Source organism: Achromobacter sp. UBA4530 (genome assembly GCF_002388205.1).
In the GTDB taxonomy this organism is placed as follows: domain Bacteria; phylum Pseudomonadota; class Gammaproteobacteria; order Burkholderiales; family Burkholderiaceae_B; genus Achromobacter; species Achromobacter animicus.
In genome coordinates this window covers 43,309-62,537 of the sequence record NZ_DGMA01000006.1, presented here as the reverse complement: position 1 = coordinate 62,537, position 19,229 = coordinate 43,309, and the positions used below count along the sequence as shown (strand labels likewise).

Annotated in this window: 21 protein-coding genes; 15 read left to right on the top strand and 6 right to left on the bottom strand. The window is 65.9% G+C overall.

Annotated elements, in window-relative coordinates:
* Positions 1 to 8: 8 nt before the first annotated feature.
* Positions 9 to 530: a M48 family metallopeptidase gene (locus B2W22_RS04225; RefSeq protein ID WP_175121936.1), complete on the top strand. Its 522-nt coding sequence runs from the start codon at positions 9 to 11 to the stop codon at positions 528 to 530.
* An 85-nt stretch (positions 531 to 615) separates the two neighbouring features.
* Here the strand turns inward: B2W22_RS04225 and purF are convergent, their stop codons facing one another.
* The 4 genes from purF to folC form a co-directional block, all read right to left on the bottom strand.
* Positions 616 to 2,136 (bottom strand): amidophosphoribosyltransferase, encoded by a 1,521-nt coding sequence (gene purF / locus B2W22_RS04220; protein ID WP_175121937.1) that lies wholly within the window; start codon positions 2,134 to 2,136, stop codon positions 616 to 618.
* 30 nt (positions 2,137 to 2,166) lie between these two features.
* Positions 2,167 to 2,655 (bottom strand): CvpA family protein, encoded by a 489-nt coding sequence (locus B2W22_RS04215; protein WP_175186107.1) that lies wholly within the window; start codon positions 2,653 to 2,655, stop codon positions 2,167 to 2,169.
* Positions 2,655 to 3,485: an SPOR domain-containing protein gene (locus B2W22_RS04210; RefSeq protein ID WP_175121939.1), complete on the bottom strand. Its 831-nt coding sequence runs from the start codon at positions 3,483 to 3,485 to the stop codon at positions 2,655 to 2,657. Before B2W22_RS04210 ends, B2W22_RS04215 begins: the two co-directional genes overlap by 1 nt.
* A 73-nt stretch (positions 3,486 to 3,558) precedes the next feature.
* Complete coding sequence (gene folC, locus B2W22_RS04205; protein WP_175139159.1) at positions 3,559 to 4,869, bottom strand: bifunctional tetrahydrofolate synthase/dihydrofolate synthase; 1,311 nt, start codon at positions 4,867 to 4,869, stop codon at positions 3,559 to 3,561.
* A gap of 166 nt (positions 4,870 to 5,035) precedes the next feature.
* Between folC and B2W22_RS04200 the strand changes: the two genes are divergently transcribed.
* The 4 genes from B2W22_RS04200 (at position 5,036) to B2W22_RS04185 (ending at position 8,885) form a co-directional block, all read left to right on the top strand.
* Complete coding sequence (locus B2W22_RS04200) at positions 5,036 to 5,452, top strand: cupin domain-containing protein (protein WP_286936291.1); 417 nt, start codon at positions 5,036 to 5,038, stop codon at positions 5,450 to 5,452.
* Between the two features lie 67 nt (positions 5,453 to 5,519).
* The gene (locus B2W22_RS04195; protein ID WP_191578080.1) at positions 5,520 to 6,491 is read left to right on the top strand and encodes a Bug family tripartite tricarboxylate transporter substrate binding protein; all 972 of its coding nucleotides are present in this window, start codon (positions 5,520 to 5,522) and stop codon (positions 6,489 to 6,491) included.
* Positions 6,488 to 7,729: a CaiB/BaiF CoA transferase family protein gene (locus B2W22_RS04190; RefSeq protein WP_286936289.1), complete on the top strand. Its 1,242-nt coding sequence runs from the start codon at positions 6,488 to 6,490 to the stop codon at positions 7,727 to 7,729. Before B2W22_RS04195 ends, B2W22_RS04190 begins: the two co-directional genes overlap by 4 nt.
* Positions 7,719 to 8,885 (top strand): acyl-CoA dehydrogenase family protein, encoded by a 1,167-nt coding sequence (locus B2W22_RS04185; protein WP_175139156.1) that lies wholly within the window; start codon positions 7,719 to 7,721, stop codon positions 8,883 to 8,885. Before B2W22_RS04190 ends, B2W22_RS04185 begins: the two co-directional genes overlap by 11 nt.
* Positions 8,886 to 8,906: 21 nt before the next feature.
* On the opposite strand, the gene B2W22_RS04180 is transcribed toward B2W22_RS04185, so the two are convergent.
* The gene (locus tag B2W22_RS04180; RefSeq protein WP_175121945.1) at positions 8,907 to 9,644 is read right to left on the bottom strand and encodes an IclR family transcriptional regulator; all 738 of its coding nucleotides are present in this window, start codon (positions 9,642 to 9,644) and stop codon (positions 8,907 to 8,909) included.
* A gap of 139 nt (positions 9,645 to 9,783) precedes the next feature.
* Here B2W22_RS04180 and B2W22_RS04175 point away from each other — a divergent pair, with 139 nt between their 5' ends.
* From B2W22_RS04175 to B2W22_RS04145, 7 genes are all read left to right on the top strand, one after another.
* The gene (locus B2W22_RS04175; protein WP_175139155.1) at positions 9,784 to 10,161 is read left to right on the top strand and encodes a flagellar protein FlaG; all 378 of its coding nucleotides are present in this window, start codon (positions 9,784 to 9,786) and stop codon (positions 10,159 to 10,161) included.
* A 143-nt stretch (positions 10,162 to 10,304) separates the two neighbouring features.
* Positions 10,305 to 11,699 carry a flagellar filament capping protein FliD gene (fliD, locus tag B2W22_RS04170; RefSeq protein ID WP_286936286.1) on the top strand — a complete coding sequence of 465 codons (1,395 nt, stop codon included), beginning with the start codon at positions 10,305 to 10,307 and terminating at the stop codon, positions 11,697 to 11,699.
* 20 nt (positions 11,700 to 11,719) lie between these two features.
* Positions 11,720 to 12,148: a flagellar export chaperone FliS gene (fliS, locus tag B2W22_RS04165; RefSeq protein WP_175121948.1), complete on the top strand. Its 429-nt coding sequence runs from the start codon at positions 11,720 to 11,722 to the stop codon at positions 12,146 to 12,148.
* A gap of 47 nt (positions 12,149 to 12,195) precedes the next feature.
* Entirely contained in the window at positions 12,196 to 12,546 is a 351-nt protein-coding gene (locus B2W22_RS04160; RefSeq protein WP_175121949.1) for a flagellar protein FliT, read from the top strand.
* Entirely contained in the window at positions 12,543 to 13,910 is a 1,368-nt protein-coding gene (locus B2W22_RS04155; RefSeq protein ID WP_286936284.1) for a flagellar hook-length control protein FliK, read from the top strand. The genes B2W22_RS04160 and B2W22_RS04155 overlap by 4 nt, the downstream gene beginning before the upstream one ends.
* Positions 13,910 to 14,236, top strand: coding sequence for an EscU/YscU/HrcU family type III secretion system export apparatus switch protein (locus tag B2W22_RS04150; RefSeq protein ID WP_175126254.1), 327 nt, complete (start codon positions 13,910 to 13,912; stop codon positions 14,234 to 14,236). The genes B2W22_RS04155 and B2W22_RS04150 overlap by 1 nt, the downstream gene beginning before the upstream one ends.
* Before the next feature lie 14 nt (positions 14,237 to 14,250).
* Positions 14,251 to 15,054, top strand: a complete 804-nt coding sequence (locus tag B2W22_RS04145; protein WP_175139215.1) for a flagellar brake protein — start codon at positions 14,251 to 14,253, stop codon at positions 15,052 to 15,054.
* Between the two features lie 89 nt (positions 15,055 to 15,143).
* Here B2W22_RS04145 and fliE read toward each other — a convergent pair whose 3' ends face one another.
* A complete protein-coding gene (fliE, locus tag B2W22_RS04140) occupies positions 15,144 to 15,476 on the bottom strand; it encodes a flagellar hook-basal body complex protein FliE (protein WP_175126255.1) in 333 nt (110 codons plus the stop codon).
* Positions 15,477 to 15,807: 331 nt separating this feature from the next.
* On the opposite strand from fliE, the gene fliF reads away from it, so the two are divergent.
* Genes fliF through fliH form a run of 3 tightly spaced genes read left to right on the top strand, consistent with a single transcriptional unit; the run spans position 15,808 to position 19,220 of the window.
* Positions 15,808 to 17,484, top strand: coding sequence for a flagellar basal-body MS-ring/collar protein FliF (fliF, locus tag B2W22_RS04135; RefSeq protein ID WP_175126256.1), 1,677 nt, complete (start codon positions 15,808 to 15,810; stop codon positions 17,482 to 17,484).
* On the top strand, positions 17,474 to 18,484 hold the full coding sequence (fliG, locus tag B2W22_RS04130; protein WP_286936282.1) for a flagellar motor switch protein FliG: 1,011 nt from the start codon (positions 17,474 to 17,476) through the stop codon (positions 18,482 to 18,484). The genes fliF and fliG overlap by 11 nt, the downstream gene beginning before the upstream one ends.
* Positions 18,477 to 19,220, top strand: a complete 744-nt coding sequence (gene fliH / locus B2W22_RS04125; RefSeq protein WP_175126258.1) for a flagellar assembly protein FliH — start codon at positions 18,477 to 18,479, stop codon at positions 19,218 to 19,220. Before fliG ends, fliH begins: the two co-directional genes overlap by 8 nt.
* Positions 19,221 to 19,229 lie beyond the last annotated feature (9 nt).

The following is a 19,229-nucleotide window of genomic DNA, read 5'->3' as shown; positions in this document are numbered from 1 at the left end:
TTCGATCCGTGCAGACGCTGAAATACCTGACCGGCTACCCGGAACCGCTGCTGGCGCAAGCGCAAAAGCTGCTGGACCAGGACAAGCTGGGCGCGGCCCTGCTTGCCCGGTATCCAGGTGGCGCGCACGAAGTGCGCACCGACAAGGCGCTGTACCAGTACGTGACGGACCTGAAGAACGCCTACATGCGCAACGGCGACCAGATCAACAAGGTGGCCTTCGACAGCAAGATCCACGTGATCCAGCATGCGCTGGGCCAGCACACCTATATCTCGCGCGTGCAGGGCGGCAAGCTGAAGGCCAAGCACGAGATCCGGGTGGCGACGCTGTTCAAGAACGTGCCCGCGGAATTCCTGAAGATGATCACCGTGCACGAACTGGCTCACCTGAAGGAAAAGGACCACAACAAGGCGTTCTACAACATGTGCCTGCGCATGGAGCCGCATTACCATCAATACGAGTTCGACCTGCGGCTGTACCTCACGCATCTCGAGGCCACGCGCACGCCGCTATGGGAAGCGCAGGGCTAGCCATTGCCTGCGGCGCTGCCCCGCCGACGAAAAAAATGCCGTCCCGAGGGACGGCATTTTTGTCTGCGCGAAACGCCGGGAGAAATCAGGCGTCGTCGGACGTGTAGCCCATATTGAAGCGCAGACCGCCCGCGTCTTCGTCCTTGCCGGGCTCGGAGCGCGACTGCCCCAGGCGGGCCAGGTACTCGGGCGTGATGTCGCCGGTGATGTACTGGCCGTCGAAGCACGAGGCCTCGAAGCGCGTCAGCTTGGGGTTGATGTCGCGAACCGCCTGCTGCATATCGTGCAGGTCCTGGTAGACCAGGCTGTCGGCGCCGATCGCGCGGGCGATTTCCTCGTCCGTACGGCCGGTGGCGATGAGTTCGCTTTGCGTGGGCATGTCGATGCCGTACACGTTGGGGAAGCGCACCGGAGGCGCGGCCGAGGCGAAGTACACCTTGTTGGCGCCGGCGGCGCGGGCCATGTCGACGATTTCGCGGCTGGTCGTGCCGCGCACGATGGAGTCGTCCACCAGCAGCACGTTCTTGCCCTTGAATTCCATGCCAATGGCATTGAGCTTCTGGCGCACCGACTTACGGCGCACGGCCTGGCCCGGCATGATGAACGTACGGCCCACGTAGCGGTTCTTGATGAGCCCTTCGCGATAGTCCAGGTTCAGACGCGCGGCCAGCTGCATGGCGGCCGGGCGCGAGGAATCGGGAATCGGCATGACGACGTCGATGTCGCCCAGGCGCATGTTGCGAGCGACCTTGTCGGCCAGGTATTCACCCATGCGCAGACGCGCGTCGTACACCGACACGCCGTCGATCATCGAATCGGGGCGGGCGAAGTAGACGTACTCGAAAATGCACGGCACGAGCTGCGGGTTGTCGGCGCACTGGCGGGCGACCATGCGGCCGTCCAGGTCGATGAACACGGCTTCGCCAGGTTCGACGTCGCGCACGAAGGTGAAACCGCTGCCTTCGAGGGCCACGGATTCCGAGGCCGCCATCCATTCCACGCCTTCTTCGGTCTCCTGGCGGCCGATGCACAGCGGACGGATGCCGTTGGGATCGCGGAAGGCGAGCAGGCCGTAACCGGAAATCTGGGCCACGACGGCATAGGCGCCGCGCACGCGCTTGTGCAGGGCGGCAACCGCGCGGAACATCGCGTCATCGTCCAGCGACACGCCGTTGGCGGCCGATTGCAGCTCGTGCGCCAGCACGTTCAGGAGGACTTCGGAATCGGAGTTCGTGTTGATGTGGCGGCGGTCGACGCGATAGAGCGATTCGCGCAATTCGCGCCAGTTGGTCAGGTTGCCGTTGTGGGACAACATGATGCCGAACGGGGCGTTGACGTAGAAAGGCTGGGCCTCTTCTTCGCTGGCGCTGGAGCCTGCGGTGGGGTAGCGGACCTGGCCGACGCCGGACGTGCCGGGCAGCGCGCGCATGTTGCGCGTGCGGAACACGTCGCGCACCAGGCCGTGCGCCTTGTACATATTGAACTGGTTGCCTTGCGACGTCGCAATGCCCGCGGCGTCCTGCCCGCGATGCTGCAACAGCAGCAAGCTGTCATAGAGCAGCTGGTTGACCGGCCCGCGCCCGATGACCCCTACGATTCCACACATGGTGAGATTTCCTGGTTGATTTGAAGCTAATCAGTACGGCAGCCACGTCGCCAGGGTTGGCGGCAGCCACGTCTTGATATGTTTGATGGCCTCGATGGCCGAATGCGAAAACATGGCGTCCTGCCACCATGGCTCTTGCGGCAGCGGCGTATACCCTGCGGCGGCGACCAGCGCCAGCACAATCAATAGACCACGGGCCAGCCCGAACATTCCGCCCAGGCCGTGATCGGCCGGGCTGAGTCCGGTGCTGCGGATCAGGGCGGCAAGCGTCATATTGACCAACCCCACGCCGAGCAACACGATAATGAACACCGCCGCGTAGGAGACTCCCATGCGCAGCAGCGTCGTTTCAATATAGGGCTCCAGCCAGGTATAGACCGTGGGACCCCACCAGATCGCGGCCACAAAGGCCAGCAGATAGGCGACCAGCGACAGCACCTCTTTGAGCAGGCCGCGCACCAGGCCCAGCACACCCGATACCGCCAGGATGGCCAGCACGACGAAGTCGAAGCCGGTCACTATTGGGCGGCGATGAAACCATTGTCATAGCCCAGCGTGCGCAACCGCGCCTGGGCCGCCTGAGCCGCCTCGCGCGACGGGAACGGGCCCACGCGCAGACGGTACTGCTGCTTGCCATTGATGGTGGCCTGCTCGACAAATGCGTTGGTGACCCCGGCCTGATGCAGCTTGCCGCGGCGCGACTGGGCGTCTTCCGAGGTGGTGTACGCGGCGATCTGCAGCACGAAGTTGCCCTTGGAGGCAGCCGGCTTGGGCGTGTCGGGCTTGGGCGCGGACGCCGGCGCGTTACGGCCTTCGAGCAGCGCCAGGGCGCGCGCGCCGTCGTCCGAGCGCGTCTCGGGCTTGGGCGGCGTCGTGGGCTTGGCCGGCTCGGGCTTGGGTTTGACCTCGGGCTTGGGCGGCGTGACCGGCGGCACGGCGGGCGTGGCCGGCTGCGTGGCGGGCGGCGTGGTGTGGGTCGTAGCAGGAGGCGTGTTGGAGGCGGCGGCCACCGGCGGCACGGACGTCACGCCAGGCGGCGTGGGAACGGCGGCAGGGTCGGTGGGCGCGGAAGGCTCGGTCGGTGCGGCGGCCTGGGGTTCGGAGACCTGCGGCTGGAACGGGGTATTGCGTTCCGGCACCTTGATGGGAATGTTGTCGTCGACCGGCGTGGGCTGCGAATCGAGCACCATGGGAAGGACGATGACGGCTGCCAGCACCAGCGCTACTGCGCCCGCAAGCCTGCGACGCGCGCGGCCACGCAACTCGGCGGCCTGGACCTCGCTTGGCACGGCAGCCCGTTTGGAGGTCTGCGCCTGCTCGGCGGGATCTTTGCGTTTGAAAAAACCCATGGAAGAGAATTCCTTGCGGCGCCTTGCGGCATTGAGGCGGCGGGGCCGCCATGACGCGAATGGCCCGATTTGCCTATGCCTTGCGACCCAGAGCCTGCAAAACGGAGGCTACGGTGAGAAACGATCCGAATATCACGATTCTATCATTCTCCCCTGCCCGTTCGCGCGCTGCGGCAAAGGCCTGGGCGGGATCGGCGTAGGCCTGGATGCCGGGGGCTTCGCTGCCGGCGGGCAGCGGCGGGAGCGCCGCCGCGACCTGATCCGCGAGCGCCTGACCGGCCGTGCCGCGCGGTCCCGGAAGGCCGGCGCAATACCAGTAATCGATCCGGGAGCCCATCTTGGCCACCACCCCGGCGAGGTCCTTGTCGTTCAGCATGCCGAACACCGCGTGGGTGTAGGGATGAAAGCCCATGTTGTCGAGGTTTTGCGCCAGCACGGCCGCGGCGTGCGGGTTGTGCGCGACGTCGAGGATTACCGTGGGCTGACCCGGCAGGATCTGGAAGCGGCCCGGCAGCGAGGCCTGCAACAGCCCCAATCGAACGGCCTGCTGCTGCACGGGCAGGCGGTCGCGCACGGATTCCAGCGCGGCCAGCGCCGCCGAGGCGTTGAGCAGTTGGTTGGCGCCGCGCAGGGCCGGATAGGCCATCGCGCTGCGGCGCTGTTCGCGACCGCCGTAGGCCCACTGCTGGCGGTCGCCGGAATAGTTGTAGTCGCGTCCGAACAGCCACAGGTCTGCACCGATGGCTTCGACGTGATCCAGCAGCGACTGCGGGGGGACGGGATCGCTGCAGATGGCCGGCCGGCCGCTGCGGTAGATGTGGGCTTTTTCGAAGCCGATTTTTTCGCGCGTGTCGCCCAGCCAGTCGGTGTGGTCCAGGTCGACGCTGGTGACGATGGAGACGTCGGCATCGACGATGTTGACGGCATCCAGGCGTCCGCCCAGGCCGACTTCTAGCACCACCGCGTCCAGCCGAGACTGCGAGAAGAGGCGCAGAATGGCCAGCGTGGTGAATTCAAAATAAGTCAGCGACACATCGCCGCGCGCGGCTTCGACGGCCTGGAACTGCGTGATGAGGTCTTGGTCGGAGGCGATCTGGCCGTTGACGCGGGCACGCTCGTTGAAGTCGATGAGGTGCGGCGAGGTGTACAGGCCCACCTTGTAGCCAGCCGCAAGCAGGATGGCCTCGAGCATGGCACAGGTGGAACCCTTGCCATTGGTGCCGCCGACCACGAATTTGATGCCGGGCAGCGTCAGTTGCATGCGGTCCGCGACCTGGCGCACCCGGTCCAGCCCCATGTCGATCGCCGTGGCGTGGATGGACTCCAGGTACTGCAGCCAATCGGACAGGTTGGCGGCGGCGTCAGGCGTGCGGACAGAAGACATGAGGCGGGTTCGCGAAAGGAAATCAGCCTGCGATTTTAGCAGCGTGTGCCCGGTGTTTTCCCTAATCCCCTAGGGCGCGGCACGGTATCCGCGGGCAAAAAGTGCTTGCCCATGTTTTTTTCATACGTAAAAATAAATTCATGTATGGAAAATAAAAGGAAGAGACATGACGCAGCGTTCGACTCCCAAATGGCTTGTTCGTGAAGCTGACGTACCGGGCTACAGCCCCGCCAATCACACCGGCACCCTCAACCGCCGGCTGATCAGCCCGGAAACCGTCGGCGCCCGCGGCGTGGAAGTGTTGCTGGGGGTGATCGAAAAGGGCAAGGGCGCCCTGCCGCACGCGCATCCCGGCATCGAACAGGTCTGTTACCTGATTTCGGGCACCGCCCGCGCGCAGGTGCAGGACGAATGGGCCGACATGGCCCCCGGCGACTGCTGCTACTTCCCCCCGGACATCCCCCACGTCTTCACGGTGACGAGCGACGAACCGGCCCGGCTGCTGGTGATCTACACGCCCCCGTATGAAGAATCCCCCGATCGCGTGATCCGCGACTTTCCGGCGCCACCCTCAGCCGCTTGACGCGGCGTTTGCGCAGGCAGCGGCCGCGAGAGCCGCGCCTCATTACATAAATACAGGAGACACACCCATGCAATCCCTACGCCTGCTGGGCGCCGCGCTGGTCAGCGGCGCCGCCTTGATGGCGGCTGGCCCCGCCCATGCCGCCGATTACCCCAACAAACCCATCACCCTGGTGGTGCCCTTCCCCGCCGGATCGGGCACGGACGCCGTGGGACGGATCTTCGGCGCCGAGTTGTCGACCCTGCTGGGTCAGCAGGTCGTGGTGGAGAACAAGCCGGGCGCCAATGCGACGATCGCGGCCAATTATGTGGCCCGCGCCAAACCGGACGGCTACACGCTGTTTGTCACCACCAACACCTCCCATTCGGCCGCCCCCTGGCTGATGAAGAACGTGCCGTATGACCCTGTCAAGGACTTCACCCCGATTGCGCGCGGCGGCAACCTGCCCTTCATCCTGGTCGTGAATCCCAAGCGCCCCTGGAAGACGGTGGGCGACCTGGTGGCCGACGCCAAGAAGAATCCTGGCCGCATCACCTACGCCAGCGGCAACAGCACCGGCATCGTCGCGGGCGCCACGCTGGCCAATCGCGCCAAGATCGACATCCTGCACGTGCCCTACAAAGGCACGCCGCAGAGCCTGACCGATGTGGTCGGCGGACAGGTGGACTTCATGTTCACGGACCTGACCTCTGGCCTGCCCTTCGTGCAATCGGGCCAGTTGCGCGCCCTGGCCGTCTCCACCGCGGAGCGCAGCGCCATCGTGCCCGACCTGCCTTCGATGGCCGAGGCGGGCGTGCCGGACTTCGATTTGAACTCCTGGAACGGCTACTTCGGCCCCGCAGGCATGCCGCCCGAGATCGTGGCCAAGCTGAATGCGGCCATCAACCAGATCGTGGCAAAGCCCGACGTGAAAAAGCGCCTGGCGGGACTGGGGTTTGACGCCTTCTCGAGCACGCCCGAAGCCTTCGCGCAGTTTGTCGGCGAACAGCGCGACCTGTGGGGCAAGCTGATCCGTGACGCGGGGATCGAGCAGCAATGATCGACCAGCCCCTGCCTGAAACGCCGGTTGCCGGGCCGCTGGCCGGCGTGCGCATCCTGGATCTGAGCTCGGTGGTGATGGGGCCGTACGCAACCCAGGTCCTGGCGGACCTGGGCGCGGACGTCATCAAGGTGGAGTCGCCGGCGGGGGACAACATGCGGGCCGTCGGCCCCATGCGCAACCCCGGCATGGGGCACCTCTACCTGCACCTGAACCGCAACAAGCGCTCGATCGTGCTGGACCTGAAGACGCCCGAAGGCCTTGAAGCCTGCCTGAAACTGGCCGAAAGCTGCGACGCCCTGCTCTACAACATCCGCCCGCAAGCGATGGCGCGGCTGGGCCTGTCGTATGAAGCCGTCACGGCGCGCAATCCGCGCATCGTCTACGTGGGCGCCTATGGGTTCGGCGAGGCTGGCCCCTATGCCGGCCGCCCCGCCTACGACGACCTGATCCAGGGGCAGACCGGCATTGCCGCGCTGTCCGCGCAGCAAAGCGGCGACGTGCCGCGCTACGCGCCGCTGACCCTGGCGGATCGGGCGGTGGGCCTGCACGTCGGCATTGCGCTGGTGTCCGCGGTGCTGAGCGCCCGGACGCTGGGCCGCGGACAGCCGGTGGAGATCCCCATGTTCGAGGGCATGGCGCACATGGTGCTGGGCGACCATCTGGGCGGATCGACCTTCGAGCCGCCGATGGGACCCACCGGTTACGCGCGCCTCTTGGCGCCGCATCGCCGGCCGTACGCGACGGCGGACGGCTACATCTGCCTGCTGATCTACAACGACAAGCACTGGCGCAATTTCTTTGAACTGATCGGGCGGCCCGAGCTGTCGCAGGACCCGCGTTTCAGCACCCATGGCGCCCGCGCCGCGCACATCAGCGAGGTCTATGCCTTCGTGGCCGAGGTGATCGCCACCCGCGCCAGCGACGACTGGCTACGCGAGCTGGCGCGCGCCGATATTCCAGCCTCGCAGCTCTACACCATCGACGGCCTGATCCAGGACGAGCACCTGACCGCGACCGGCTTCATCCAGGAAATGGACCACCCCTCGGAAGGCCGCATCCGCACCACGGGGACGCTCGGCCGGTACGCCGGCACGCCGACCTCGATACGCCGCCCCGCCCCGCGGCTGGGCGAGCACAGCCGCGAGGTGCTGGCCGAAGCGGGCTATGGACAGGAACAGATCGACGCCATGCTTGCCCGTGGCATTACCCAGGACGGAAACAACGATGGACTTTGAATTCACCCCGGAACAGCTGGCGTTGCGCGACGCCGTATCCCGCATCTGCGAACGCTATCCCGACGAATACTGGCTGGAACGCGACCGCGAAGGCGGCTTTCCGGAACCGCTGCACGCCGACCTGGCGCGCGACGGCTGGCTGGGCATCGCCATGCCGCAGGAATACGGCGGCGCGGGCCTGGGCATGACCGAAGCCGCGCTGATGATGCAGACCATCGCGGCGTCGGGCGCCGGCTTCACGGGCGCCTCGGCCGTCCACATGAACATCTTCGGGCTGAATCCGGTGGTGGTGTTTGGCACCGACGAGCAGCGCGGCCGCTGGCTTGAACCGCTGATCGCCGGCCGGGAAAAAGCCTGCTTTGCGGTCACCGAGCCCGACGCGGGGCTGGACACGACCAAGCTGAGCACCCGCGCCGTGCGCCAGGGCGACGAATACATCGTGCATGGCCGCAAGATCTGGATTTCGACCGCGCAGGTGGCCAGCAAGATGTTGCTGCTGGCGCGCACCACCCCGCTGTCCGAGGTGGAAAAGCCCACGCAGGGCCTGTCGCTCTTCTACACCGACCTGGACCGCGAAAAGATCGAGGTGCGGGAGATCGAGAAGATGGGCCGCAAGGCCGTGGATTCGAACATGCTGTTCATTGACGGCCTGCGGATTCCGGTCGCCGACCGCATCGGCGAGGAAGGCCGTGGCTTTGAATACATCCTGCACGGCCTGAACCCCGAGCGCATCCTGATCGCCGCCGAAGCGGTGGGGATCGGGCGCGCCGCGCTGGACCGGGCCGTCAAGTACGCGGGCGAACGCACCGTGTTCGGACGCCCCATCGGCAAAAACCAGGGCATCCAGCATCCGCTCGCCCAGGCCTGGATGCAGCTGGAGGCCGCGGACCTGATGGTGTTCAAGGCAGCCAGCCTGTACGACGCGGGCAAGCCGTGCGGCCCCGCCGCCAATTCGGCAAAGTACCTGGCGGCCGAGGCCGGCTACAACGCCTGCCAGACGGCAGTGATGACGCTGGGCGGGATGGGGTATGCCAAGGAGTACCACGTGGAGCGGCTGCTGCGCGAAAGCTTCATCCCGCGCATCGCGCCGGTCAGCCCGCAGCTCATCATGTGCTTCATCGCGGAAAAGGTGCTGGGGCTGCCCAAGTCGTATTGAGCGGACGGCGGCAGGCGCGGGTCAGGCCTGCTGCTCCAGTCCCGTGCAGGCCGCCCGCAGAATGCGGGCGTAGGTTTCCTGTTCTGGCTCGATCCGGTAGATCGGGCCGCCCACCGAAATGGCGTAGTGTTCGCCGGACAGCGTGACCGGCCAGGCAATCGCGCCCACGTCAGCGATGGACTCGCCGCTGTTCATGAACCACCCCCGCTGCCGCGCGGCGTCCAGGTCCGCCAGCAGCGCCTCGCGGGTGACGAGGGTCCGGTCGTTGTAGCGGGTCATGGGGATGTCCGCCAGCAAGGCGTCACGGGCCGGTTCGTCCAGCAGCGACAGCAGCGCCTTTCCCAGCGAATTTGCGTGAACATCCTTGAACTCGCCTGCAACAGGCGCGTATCGGATCGTATGCGGCGAATCCAGCACATCCAGATAGACAACGCGGCCATCCGGCGACAGCTTGGCGAAGACCACGGTTTCGCGGGTGGCGTCCCTTAATTCGACAAGACTGGGATAGACGCGATCCAGAACGGGATCTGCCCGGGCGATGCGCTGGGCCATGGCGAGCAGCCGGCCTGTCGGGTAATAGCCCTGGCGGCGGCCCGTTTCATAGAGGTAGCCCAGGCTGGTCAGCGTGCGGATCAGCGCCAGGCAGCTGGACACGGGCACATCGAGCAACCGGGCCAATTCCGACAAGGGCAGCGCGCGTTTCTCGCGGGCGAAGGTTTCGATGATTTCGATAACTCGCAACGCCGTCTTGACACTCATTGCCCGATCCAGACTCTTAGCACGTGAACCATCCATTTGCGCAAGGCTAAAGTTCCCTGCGAGGGTGCCGTTATGGTAACTGAGAATTTCCTGAAAACAGCGCGTTCTCCGAGACGCCCCCCTCGCCGTTGGAGTGATCATGGCCGTAACCCCGTTAGCCCCCGCAGCGTTCGCGTCGTTACCGGTTTCGACCGTTATCGCCACGCCCGACCCTGCTGCCACCGCCACGCCGGCGCCCGCGACCACCGACAGCAGCTCCTCCGGCGGCGCCACGTCCGACCAGGCGAATTCGCAAAAAATGCCCCTGGATAAGGCGCTGGATGAGATCAACGAACAGATGAAGGCCTGGTCGACCCAGCTTCAGTTCGAAATCGACCCGAACGTGCACCAGGTGGTGGTGTCGGTGATCGATGCGGAGTCGGGAGACGTCCTGCGCACCATCCCCAGCGAAGCGGTGCTGAAGATTGCCAAGATGATCGTGAACATGCAAGGGAACGGTATCAAGACGTCGGCCTGATCCGGCACTTAAAACACCGTTCGCCAAGATTGACGCGCGGCCCGGTGAGAGAACCGCCGAATTAGGCCCGCCTTATGCCTTTACCCGGCCAATAGCCGGGATCACATTTTTGTCAGAATTGCATCGCTAGGAAGGAATTTCACATGGCCACCATTACCAACCTCGGTTCGAATTCAGGCTTGCCCCTCGAGGACATCCTCTCGAAGCTGGAAGCCGCCGAGGAAAAGAGGCTGCAGCAGTACACCGTACGGCAGACCAGCTTCGAGACCCGCGTTACGGCGTTCGGCCAGCTCAAGAGCGCCGTGGAAGCCGTGCAGAAGGCTGCCGCCGCGCTCGGCAAGCCCGAGACGCTGGGCGCCGTGAAAGGCAGCGTGACCGGCGGCGACGCCCTGACCGCGACCGTGGCCGCCGAAGGCGCCGTGGCCGGCGAGTACACGATCAACGTGAAGAACGTTGCCACTTCCCAGACCCTGAAATCGGGTGCGGTTGCGGACCGCAAGGCGTCCAACGGCGACACGGGTTCGTTTGAGGTCGAACTGGCCAATGGCAAGAAGAAAACTGTCGACCTGAAAGGCGACACGTCGCTCAACGGCATCGTCAAAGCCATCAATGCGGACGATACGCTGGGCGTGCGTGCCACCGTCATCACCGACGGCGATGGACCGGATGCCAAGAGCTATCTGATGCTGTCCGCGAAAGACACCGGCGTCCAGGCTTCCGTGAAGTCCATTACCGTGACGGGTGACGACAAGCTCAAGAACATCCTTAGCTATAGCAGCACCGATGCAGCCAATAGCAAATTGACGGCCACCGACGCCGTCGACGCCGAAATCGACATCAACGGCATCACGATCAAGAGCGGCACGAACAACATTTCGACCGCCATCGACGGCGTCACGCTCAACCTGTCCTCGAAGACGGAAGACGGCAAGCCGATCAAGCTGAAGCTGGAAAGCGACCCCTCGGTGGCCAGCAAAGCCATCCAGAGCTTCGTCACCGCCTACAACACGCTGCAGACGACGATCAAGAACCTGACGGCCTTCGACGCCGCCGCCGCCACCAATCAGCCGCTGACCGGCGACGGCACGACGCGCGCCATCCAGTCGTCCCTGGCGGGTGCGCTGCAGGTGCTGTCGGGCGAAGGCTCCCTGCGTTCGCTGGCCGACCTGGGCATCACGACCAACCCGCAGACGCGCCAGCTCACGCTGGACCAGACCAAGCTGGACAAGGCACTGTCCACGAACGGCGCCGACGTCTCGCGCTTGCTGACCGGCACGAACGGCCTGGCCGCCAATTTCGAAAAGGCCACGAAGGACATCCTGAGCGACACCGGTTCGATCAAGACCAAGACCGACGGCCTGGCCAAATCGATCGCCACCGTGAAAGACCAGTACACGCGCGCCAAGGCAGCCGGTGAAGCCCAGCTCGAGCTGATGCGCGCCCAGTTCGTCCAATTGGACAAATTCGTTGCGCAGCAATCGGTCACGGCCAACTATCTGACGCAGCAATTCGCGGCCATGAACAAGTCGTCGAAGTGATAACCGAGAAGATGCATTAAATGACGTACGCCGCGCGCCGCCCCACAGGCTCATACTCTGCCCGCTCCTACGCCGATATCGGCCTGGAGACCCAAGTGATGAGCGCCACGCCGGAAAGGCTGATCACCCTGCTTTACCAGGGTGCGCGCGCGGCAATCGGACAAGCGCGCCTGCACATGCAGGAAGGTCGCGTCGCCGAACGCGGGACAGCTATCACCAAGGCAATCAAGATCGTCGACGAGGGCCTGAAGATGGGCCTGAACATGGAAGCCGGCGGCGACATCGCCGCCAACCTGAGCCGGTTGTACGACTACATCGTCCGCACGCTGCTCATGGCAAACCTTAAAGCGGACGTCGAGCAGCTCGACATCGCAGACCGCCTGCTGGCGGACCTTTCCGACGCCTGGCAGACCTCCATCGATCGGCCTGCCCCGGACGCAACGCTTTGATGGCCCCCACAACGACTATTGCCAGCCATCGCTCGCCCGAGATTTCTATGACGTCGCTCACCCAGTACTCCGCCATCCTGGAACAGTATCAGGAGATCGCCCAATCAACGGGCGAGATGTTGACGGCCGCCCAGGCCGGCGACTGGGACACCGCGCTTGTGCACGGTCAGCTCTACTGTGAACAGGTCGAACGCCTGCGGCATGCCGAGCCGTCCAGTCCGCTGGACGAGGCCGGCCGCAGCATGAAATACGACCTGCTTGTGCGCATTCTTGAAAACGATGCCATGACGCGTGATCTGGCGCTGCCCCAGTTGGCGCGGCTGGGCGAACTGCTGGGACGCATGAAGCGCCAGCAGACCCTGCTGTCGGCTTACGGCAACCAGGCGTCTGACCAATGAGCATCGGTCCCGCCGCGCTTGGCAACGTCCTGGTGCAGCGGTTGGACGCCGTGCTGGGCACGACGATGTCCGCCGCGAACGCCAACCAGATTTCCGGCGCGCGGCCGGACGCGGTCAGCCAGCCTGGCAGCCCGGAGAAGGCCGGGCCGTCGGACGGCTCCGCGCGCGATACCCGGCAAGGCATACAGACTGGCGGCGCCCGAGGCGACCGCCAGAATACTGTTGTCGACCCCAAAACCGCCGCCGCGCTGGCGCTGGCCGCGCGCGGGCTGGTCACCAGCAGCGACACCACGGCCTCGGCGCCGACCACGTTGGGCACGACCGCACGCACCATCCTTGCCCTGCTCGCGCAGTACCCCGAAGCGGCCCCGGCCGTGCAAGGGCGCGCGCCGCTGTGGAGCGCCGACGCGCAGGGCGGACAGCAGGCGGGCGGTGCAGCCCCCGGCGGCCAACCCGCCCCGGCCCAATCGGGTCAGCCCGCGCAGGCAGGTCAGCCCAGCGAGCCCGCCGCGGCGACGACTACCCCGCTGCCGGCTTCGACCACCCTGCCGGCTGGCGCCCCAGCCGCCGCGCCGTCGGCCACCGCAGCCGCCGACGCCGCCAACGCCAAGCCGGGCGCCGGGCACCCGGCGGGCCAGGCCGGTGCCGCGAAAGGGGCCGAAGCCGCAACGCATGCCTCGCTGGCCGCAGGCGGCCCGTCCGCCCGCGCGCTGGGCCAGGCGTTGCGCACTGCCCTGCAGACCAGCGGGCTCTTTTACGAATCGCACCTGACCGACATGGTCTTCGGGCGCAAGAACCCGGCCACACTGGAAAACGAACCCCAGGCCAGGATGTCGCGCGACACCGCCGCGCACGCCAGCACCCAGGCGCGCAGCCGCGGCGAAGCCGCCGGCGCCAGCCGCTCGGGTGCCGGCGCGGATGCGCCCTCGGCCTCGGGAACGTCGTCTTCATCGTCCACGCCCGGCGCGCCGATCACCGGCATCCATCAGGATCTGACCGTGCTGGTGCGCCAGCAACTGGACGTGCTGGCCAACCAGACACTGAACTGGCAAGGCGAAGCCTGGCCCGGCACCCCGATGGAGTGGGAAGTCGAGCGCGACCCCTACGGCGAGGACCGTGAATCGGCCGTGCCGACCTGGGCCACGCGCGTGAAACTGGACCTGCCGCGCCTGGGCCTGGTCGACGCCCGCCTGAACCTGGCCGGAGACCAGATCGTGCTGCAGCTGATTGCGCCGCACAGCGCTGCCGAGATCAACGATTCGTCGGACATGCTACGCTCGCGCCTGTTGGCCGCCGGGCTGACCCTGAGCAATCTGACCGTGAACGTGGTTGAACCCCGTCTCGTCATCCCCAACGATTTCTGATGAACACCCCTCCCTCCCCCGCGGACGCCGGCCCGAACGCCAACCGAAACGCGGCGGTCGCCATTTCGTACGACGAAAGCGACGGCGCGCCGCGCGTGGTCGCCAAGGGCTATGGCCAGCTGGCGGACACGATCGTCCGGGCGGCCGAGGAAAACGGGCTGTACGTGCACGAATCGCGCGAACTGGTGGGTCTGCTCATGCAGGTCGACCTGGACGCACATATTCCTCCCCAACTCTATGTCGCGGTGGCAGAATTGCTCGCCTGGCTGTACCGCCTGGAATCGCGCGACATCCCCCAGGCCGCGCGGCCCGAAATCTCTACCTAAGGACGATCACCGTGTTGGATGCCGCCGATCCGGAATTCCTGCTGACCCGGCCGGAAGACATGCGCTCAGCGCTCTTCGAGCTGACGCACCCCGACAGCCACATCCTGGTGCGCGACGCCGCGGACCGGGAGATCGCCGTGCTGATCCTGGGCGCCGACAAGCAGACCCGCCAGTTTTTCTGGCGGCCGCGCGACTACGACGGCGCGGACTTTGAACAGTCCGACAGCATGGGTCTGCTCAGCGGCACGACCTTCCACTTCAATGCCACCGCCTATGGCGGCGTGCAGATCCGCTTCCGCATCCAGCGCCCCGAAGTCATCCATTTCGATGACGGCAGCGCGGCGCTGATGTCGCCCTTCCCCGATCGTCTTGCCCGCATCCAGCGCCGCAAGATGTTCCGCGCCTCGATGATCTCCAGCGCCAGCCGCTGTCTGGCCACGTGGCAACCGGCGCCCGCGGACAAGCCCGTGGGCTTTACCGTGCGCGACATCTCGGTGGACGGCGTGGGCTTGCGCGTGGGTCTGGCGGTGGGCGAGCTGCCCGAGCGCGGCGCGGTGATGGAAGATGTTGAGCTGGATTTCGGCGAACTTGGCAAACTGAGCGCCGACCTGGAAGTGCGCAACATCTATCCGGTATCGGGGCAGCCGATGGCCTCGGCCGAAGGCAGCAGCGACGGCGAAGCGCCCAAGCACGTGTCGCTGACGGGCGAGCCGCCGGTCAGCCATGTGGGCGCGCTGTTCATGAACCTGAACGCGCGCCAGGAGAACTGGCTGCAGCAGGTGGTGTGGCGCCTGGAGAAAGGCGCGCAGCGCAACTGACGGCGCGCTGCCGGAAGGCGCAACCCAAAGGACGCGACTGAAACGCAAAAGGCCTTCCCGCGGGAAGGCCTTTGTACAAGTCGTGGGCCTTACACGGCCATCGACGAGATTTCCTTGTAGGCCGCCACCAGCTTGTTGCGCACCTGGACCGCCGTCTGGAAGCCAAGGCTTGCCTTCTGCAGGTCGATCATGACGTCGTTCAAGGAAATATCGGGAGCGCCCAGCTCGAAGGCCTTGGCCTGATTGCTGGCCGCGTTCTGCGCGGCGGTCACGCGACGGATGGAGCGCTGCAGTTCCGCGGCAAAACCGTCGGGTTGCGCCACGGCGTCGCCGGCGCCCAGATTACCGGTCTCCGCCTTGCTCACGACCGCGCGCATCTGCTGGAGCATGCCTTCGATGCCGGACAAGCCTGATACAGCCATTACCTATTCCTTGCTGGTGGGGGATTACGCCAAAGTGCACACGCAGCGTAACGCCGATCGGACCGGTCCATAGCCGACAAGAACCGCCAAAAAACCCGACATTTCAACGAATGCGGACACCCCTTGCCGGGGATACGGCCCCGCTTTGCGCCTCGTCATCGACATAGGGCTTAAGTAACGCCAAAAAACGGCTGTTTTCATCGATTGGGATTGCTGTCTCAGGGGCAATAATCCACGCTCTCCCCAGACCAGAAGCACGTTGCATGTGTAATCGGCCCTACCCAGACATGAAGTCATTTTCCCTGCTCCGCGAAGCCAGCGGGAGCCGTCAATGAATCAGCAGGCTACCCTGAGCTCGTCGCTTCTGGCCAAGTTCCCCGTGCTGGAACGGGTCCGTGCGCTTCCCAAACCCGTCCTGATCGGCGCCGCCGCAGCCCTCGTCGCGGTGATCGTCGCCGTGGCCATGTGGAGCAGCGAACCGAAATACAAGGTGCTGTTCTCGAACCTGGACGACCGCGATGGCGGCGCCATCGTGACCGCCCTGGGCTCGATGAACGTGCCCTACCGCTACAACGAAAACGGCACCGCGCTGCTCGTGCCGGCCGACCGCGTCTATGACGCCCGGCTGCAGCTTGCATCGCAAGGCTTGCCGCGCGGCGGTTCCGTCGGCTTCGAGCTGATGGACAACGCCCGCTTCGGCGCCAGCCAGTTTGCCGAACAGATCAACTACCAGCGCGGTCTGGAGGGCGAGCTGGCCCGTTCGATCGAAGCCATGCACACCGTGCAGCACGCCCGCGTCCACCTGGCCATGCCGCGCCAGTCGCTGTTCGTGCGCGAGCGCCAGGCGCCCACCGCCTCCGTGCTGCTGAATCTGTACCCGGGCCGCAGCCTGAGCGATGCCCAGGTTTCCGCGATCTCGTGGCTGGTGGCTTCCAGCGTGCCGGAACTGACCGCCGAAAGCGTGTCCATCGTCGACCAGAACGGCCGCCTGCTGTCCTCCCCGCTGGGTGAAGGCCGCGGCATGGACGCCGATCAGCTTCGCTTCGTGCGCGAGATCGAGCAGCGTACCGTCGAACGCATCCTCACCATCCTGAATCCCCTGGTCGGCCCCGGCAACGTGCACGCCCAGGCCACGGCGGACGTCGACTTCTCGCGCCGCGAGGAAACGTCCGAGGTCTATCGTCCCAACCAGGAACCTGGCCAGGCCGCCGTGCGCAGCCAGCAGACCAGCGATTCCACGCAGCGCGGCGTCGGCCCCGCTCAGGGCGTGCCCGGCGCGCTGTCGAACCAGGCCCCCGCCAACGCGCAGGCGCCCATCGCCAATCCGCCGCAGCAACAGCCGCCCCGTCCCGGCCAGCCGCCGCAGGCCAACGCGCAGCAGCAGCAACAACAGCAGCAACAGACCGGCACCCAGGCTGCCGCCGCCAACCTGAACGAACGCCGCGACGCGACGACGAACTACGAAGTCGACCGCACCATCAGCCACATCAAGCAGCCGACGGGCAACCTCAAGCGCATGTCGGTGGCCGTGGTCGTGAACTACGTGCGCGACAAGGACGGCGAACTGCAGGCCCTGCCGCCCGAAGAACTGAACAAGCTGACCAACCTGGTGCGCGAAGCCATGGGCTATTCCGAAGGCCGCGGCGACTCGCTCAACCTGGTCAACAGCCAGTTCAACGACGGCCCGCCGCCCCTGCCGATGTGGCGCGATCCGGAAATGATCTCGCTGTTCAAGACGATCCTGCTCTGGCTGGTCGGTGGCGTCCTGGCCCTGTGGCTGTACCGCAAGATTCGCCGCTCGGTCACCGAGTACCTGTACCCGCCGGTGGATCCGGAGCAGGCCGAAGCCGAGCGCGCCGAAGCCGCCCGCGAAGCGCAGGACCTGGCCCGCGCCAAGGAAACCGACCGCTATCAGGACAACCTTGAGCGCGCACGCACCATGGCCAACAAGGATCCGCGCGCCGTCGCGATGGTCCTGCGCACCTGGATGACCAAAGATGAAAAATGATTCCCTGCCGATGGACGGCATGACGAGCAGCGCCGTCCTGATGATGTCGCTGGGCGAAGACGCCGCGGCTGAAGTGTTCAAGTATCTGAGCGCCCGAGAAGTCCAGCAGGTCGGCGCCGCGATGGCCAGCCTGAAACAGGTCACGCGCAACGACGTCGCCGTCGTGCTGGAGGAGTTCCGCCTGGAAGCCGACCAGTTCATGGCCGTGACGCTGGGCTCGGACGACTACATCCGCAGCGTGCTGACCAAGGCGCTGGGCAGCGATCGCGCCGCCGGCCTGATCGAAGACATTCTGGAAGCCGGCGACGGCGGCAGCGGCATCGATGCGCTGAACTGGCTGGATCCGAACACCGTGGCCGAACTGATCGGCGACGAGCACCCGCAGATCATCGCGACGATCCTGGTTCACCTGGAGCGCGACCGCGCGGCCGGCGTGCTGGCCCTGCTGACCGACCGCCTGCGCAACGACGTGATGCTGCGTATCGCGACGTTCGGCGGCGTGCAGCCGGCGGCGCTGTCCGAGCTGACGGAAGTGCTGAATTCCGTACTGGCCGGCCAGGGCGCCAAGCGCAGCAAGATGGGCGGCGTGCGCACCGCGGCCGAGATCCTGAACATGATGAACTCGACGCAGGAAGAGACCGTGGTCGCCAGCCTGCGCGAACGCGACAACGACCTGGCGCAAAAGATCATCGACGAGATGTTCGTCTTCGACAACCTGCTCGACGTCGAGGACCGCGCCATCCAGCTCATCCTCAAGGAAATCGACAACGACACGCTCATGGTCGCGCTCAAGGGCGCCCAGGAAGAGCTGCGCGCCAAGTTCCTGCGCAACATGTCCAGCCGTGCGGCCGAAATGCTGCGCGAGGACCTGGAAGCCCAGGGTCCGATCCGCATGTCGAAGGTCGAGACCGAACAGAAGAAGATCCTGCAGATCGCGCGCCGCCTGGCGGAAAGCGGCCAGATCGTGCTGGGCAATTCCGGAGACGACGCGTATGTCTGAAGCGGACAACGGCGCGGCGACGCTCATCTCGCGCAGCGCCGCCTGGCGTCGCTGGCAGATGCTGTCGTTCGACGAGCCGGCGCCCGTCGAAGTCGAACCCGAGCCCGAACCCGATCCGGGTCCCGATCCCGCCGTGGTGATGGCGCAGTTGCGCGCCCAGGCCATCGCGGAAGGTCACGAGGAAGGCTTGGCGCGCGGTCACGCCGCGGGCATGGAAGCCGGCCAGCAGGCGGGCTACGAGGCCGGCCTTGCCGCCGGCCGCGAAGCCGGTCATGCGGAAGGCCTGGCCCAGGGTCGCGAACAGGGCGCCGCCGAAGCGCAACGCCTGCACACGCTGGTCGAAGCCTGCGCGGTGTCGATCGGCGCGCTGGAAGAAAAGATGGGCCAGAGCCTCTTGACGCTGGCCCTGGACATCGCCCAGCAAGTGGTCCGCACCACCCTCGCGGAACAACCCGAGACAGTGGTGAACGCGGTTCGCGACGTTCTGCACATCAATCCGACGGCCGGCGGCCAGATGCGCCTGTGGGCCAATCCGGAAGATATCGAACTGATCCGCCTGCACCTGGCCGACGAACTGAAAGAAGGCCATTGGCGCGTGCTGGCCGATGAATCCATCCTGCGCGGCGGCTGCCGTGCCGAGACGCCGTTCGGCGACATCGACGCCACCCTGCAGACCCGCTGGCGCCGCGTGGCCGCCTCGCTCGGCCGCAACGCAACCTGGGAGGAGCCGGTGTGAACGGCAATC

Coding starts and splice junctions, on each gene's coding strand:
- purF (WP_175121937.1), bottom strand. CDS start 2,136: ATGTGTGGAATCGTAGGGGTCATCGGGCGCGGGCCGGTCAACCAGCTG.
- B2W22_RS04210 (WP_175121939.1), bottom strand. CDS start 3,485: ATGGGTTTTTTCAAACGCAAAGATCCCGCCGAGCAGGCGCAGACCTCC.
- folC (WP_175139159.1), bottom strand. CDS start 4,869: ATGTCTTCTGTCCGCACGCCTGACGCCGCCGCCAACCTGTCCGATTGG.
- B2W22_RS04200 (WP_286936291.1), top strand. CDS start 5,036: ATGACGCAGCGTTCGACTCCCAAATGGCTTGTTCGTGAAGCTGACGTA.
- B2W22_RS04195 (WP_191578080.1), top strand. CDS start 5,520: ATGCAATCCCTACGCCTGCTGGGCGCCGCGCTGGTCAGCGGCGCCGCC.
- B2W22_RS04190 (WP_286936289.1), top strand. CDS start 6,488: ATGATCGACCAGCCCCTGCCTGAAACGCCGGTTGCCGGGCCGCTGGCC.
- B2W22_RS04185 (WP_175139156.1), top strand. CDS start 7,719: ATGGACTTTGAATTCACCCCGGAACAGCTGGCGTTGCGCGACGCCGTA.
- B2W22_RS04180 (WP_175121945.1), bottom strand. CDS start 9,644: ATGAGTGTCAAGACGGCGTTGCGAGTTATCGAAATCATCGAAACCTTC.
- B2W22_RS04175 (WP_175139155.1), top strand. CDS start 9,784: ATGGCCGTAACCCCGTTAGCCCCCGCAGCGTTCGCGTCGTTACCGGTT.
- fliD (WP_286936286.1), top strand. CDS start 10,305: ATGGCCACCATTACCAACCTCGGTTCGAATTCAGGCTTGCCCCTCGAG.
- fliS (WP_175121948.1), top strand. CDS start 11,720: ATGACGTACGCCGCGCGCCGCCCCACAGGCTCATACTCTGCCCGCTCC.
- B2W22_RS04160 (WP_175121949.1), top strand. CDS start 12,196: ATGACGTCGCTCACCCAGTACTCCGCCATCCTGGAACAGTATCAGGAG.
- B2W22_RS04155 (WP_286936284.1), top strand. CDS start 12,543: ATGAGCATCGGTCCCGCCGCGCTTGGCAACGTCCTGGTGCAGCGGTTG.
- B2W22_RS04150 (WP_175126254.1), top strand. CDS start 13,910: ATGAACACCCCTCCCTCCCCCGCGGACGCCGGCCCGAACGCCAACCGA.
- fliE (WP_175126255.1), bottom strand. CDS start 15,476: ATGGCTGTATCAGGCTTGTCCGGCATCGAAGGCATGCTCCAGCAGATG.
- fliF (WP_175126256.1), top strand. CDS start 15,808: ATGAATCAGCAGGCTACCCTGAGCTCGTCGCTTCTGGCCAAGTTCCCC.
- fliG (WP_286936282.1), top strand. CDS start 17,474: ATGAAAAATGATTCCCTGCCGATGGACGGCATGACGAGCAGCGCCGTC.
- fliH (WP_175126258.1), top strand. CDS start 18,477: ATGTCTGAAGCGGACAACGGCGCGGCGACGCTCATCTCGCGCAGCGCC.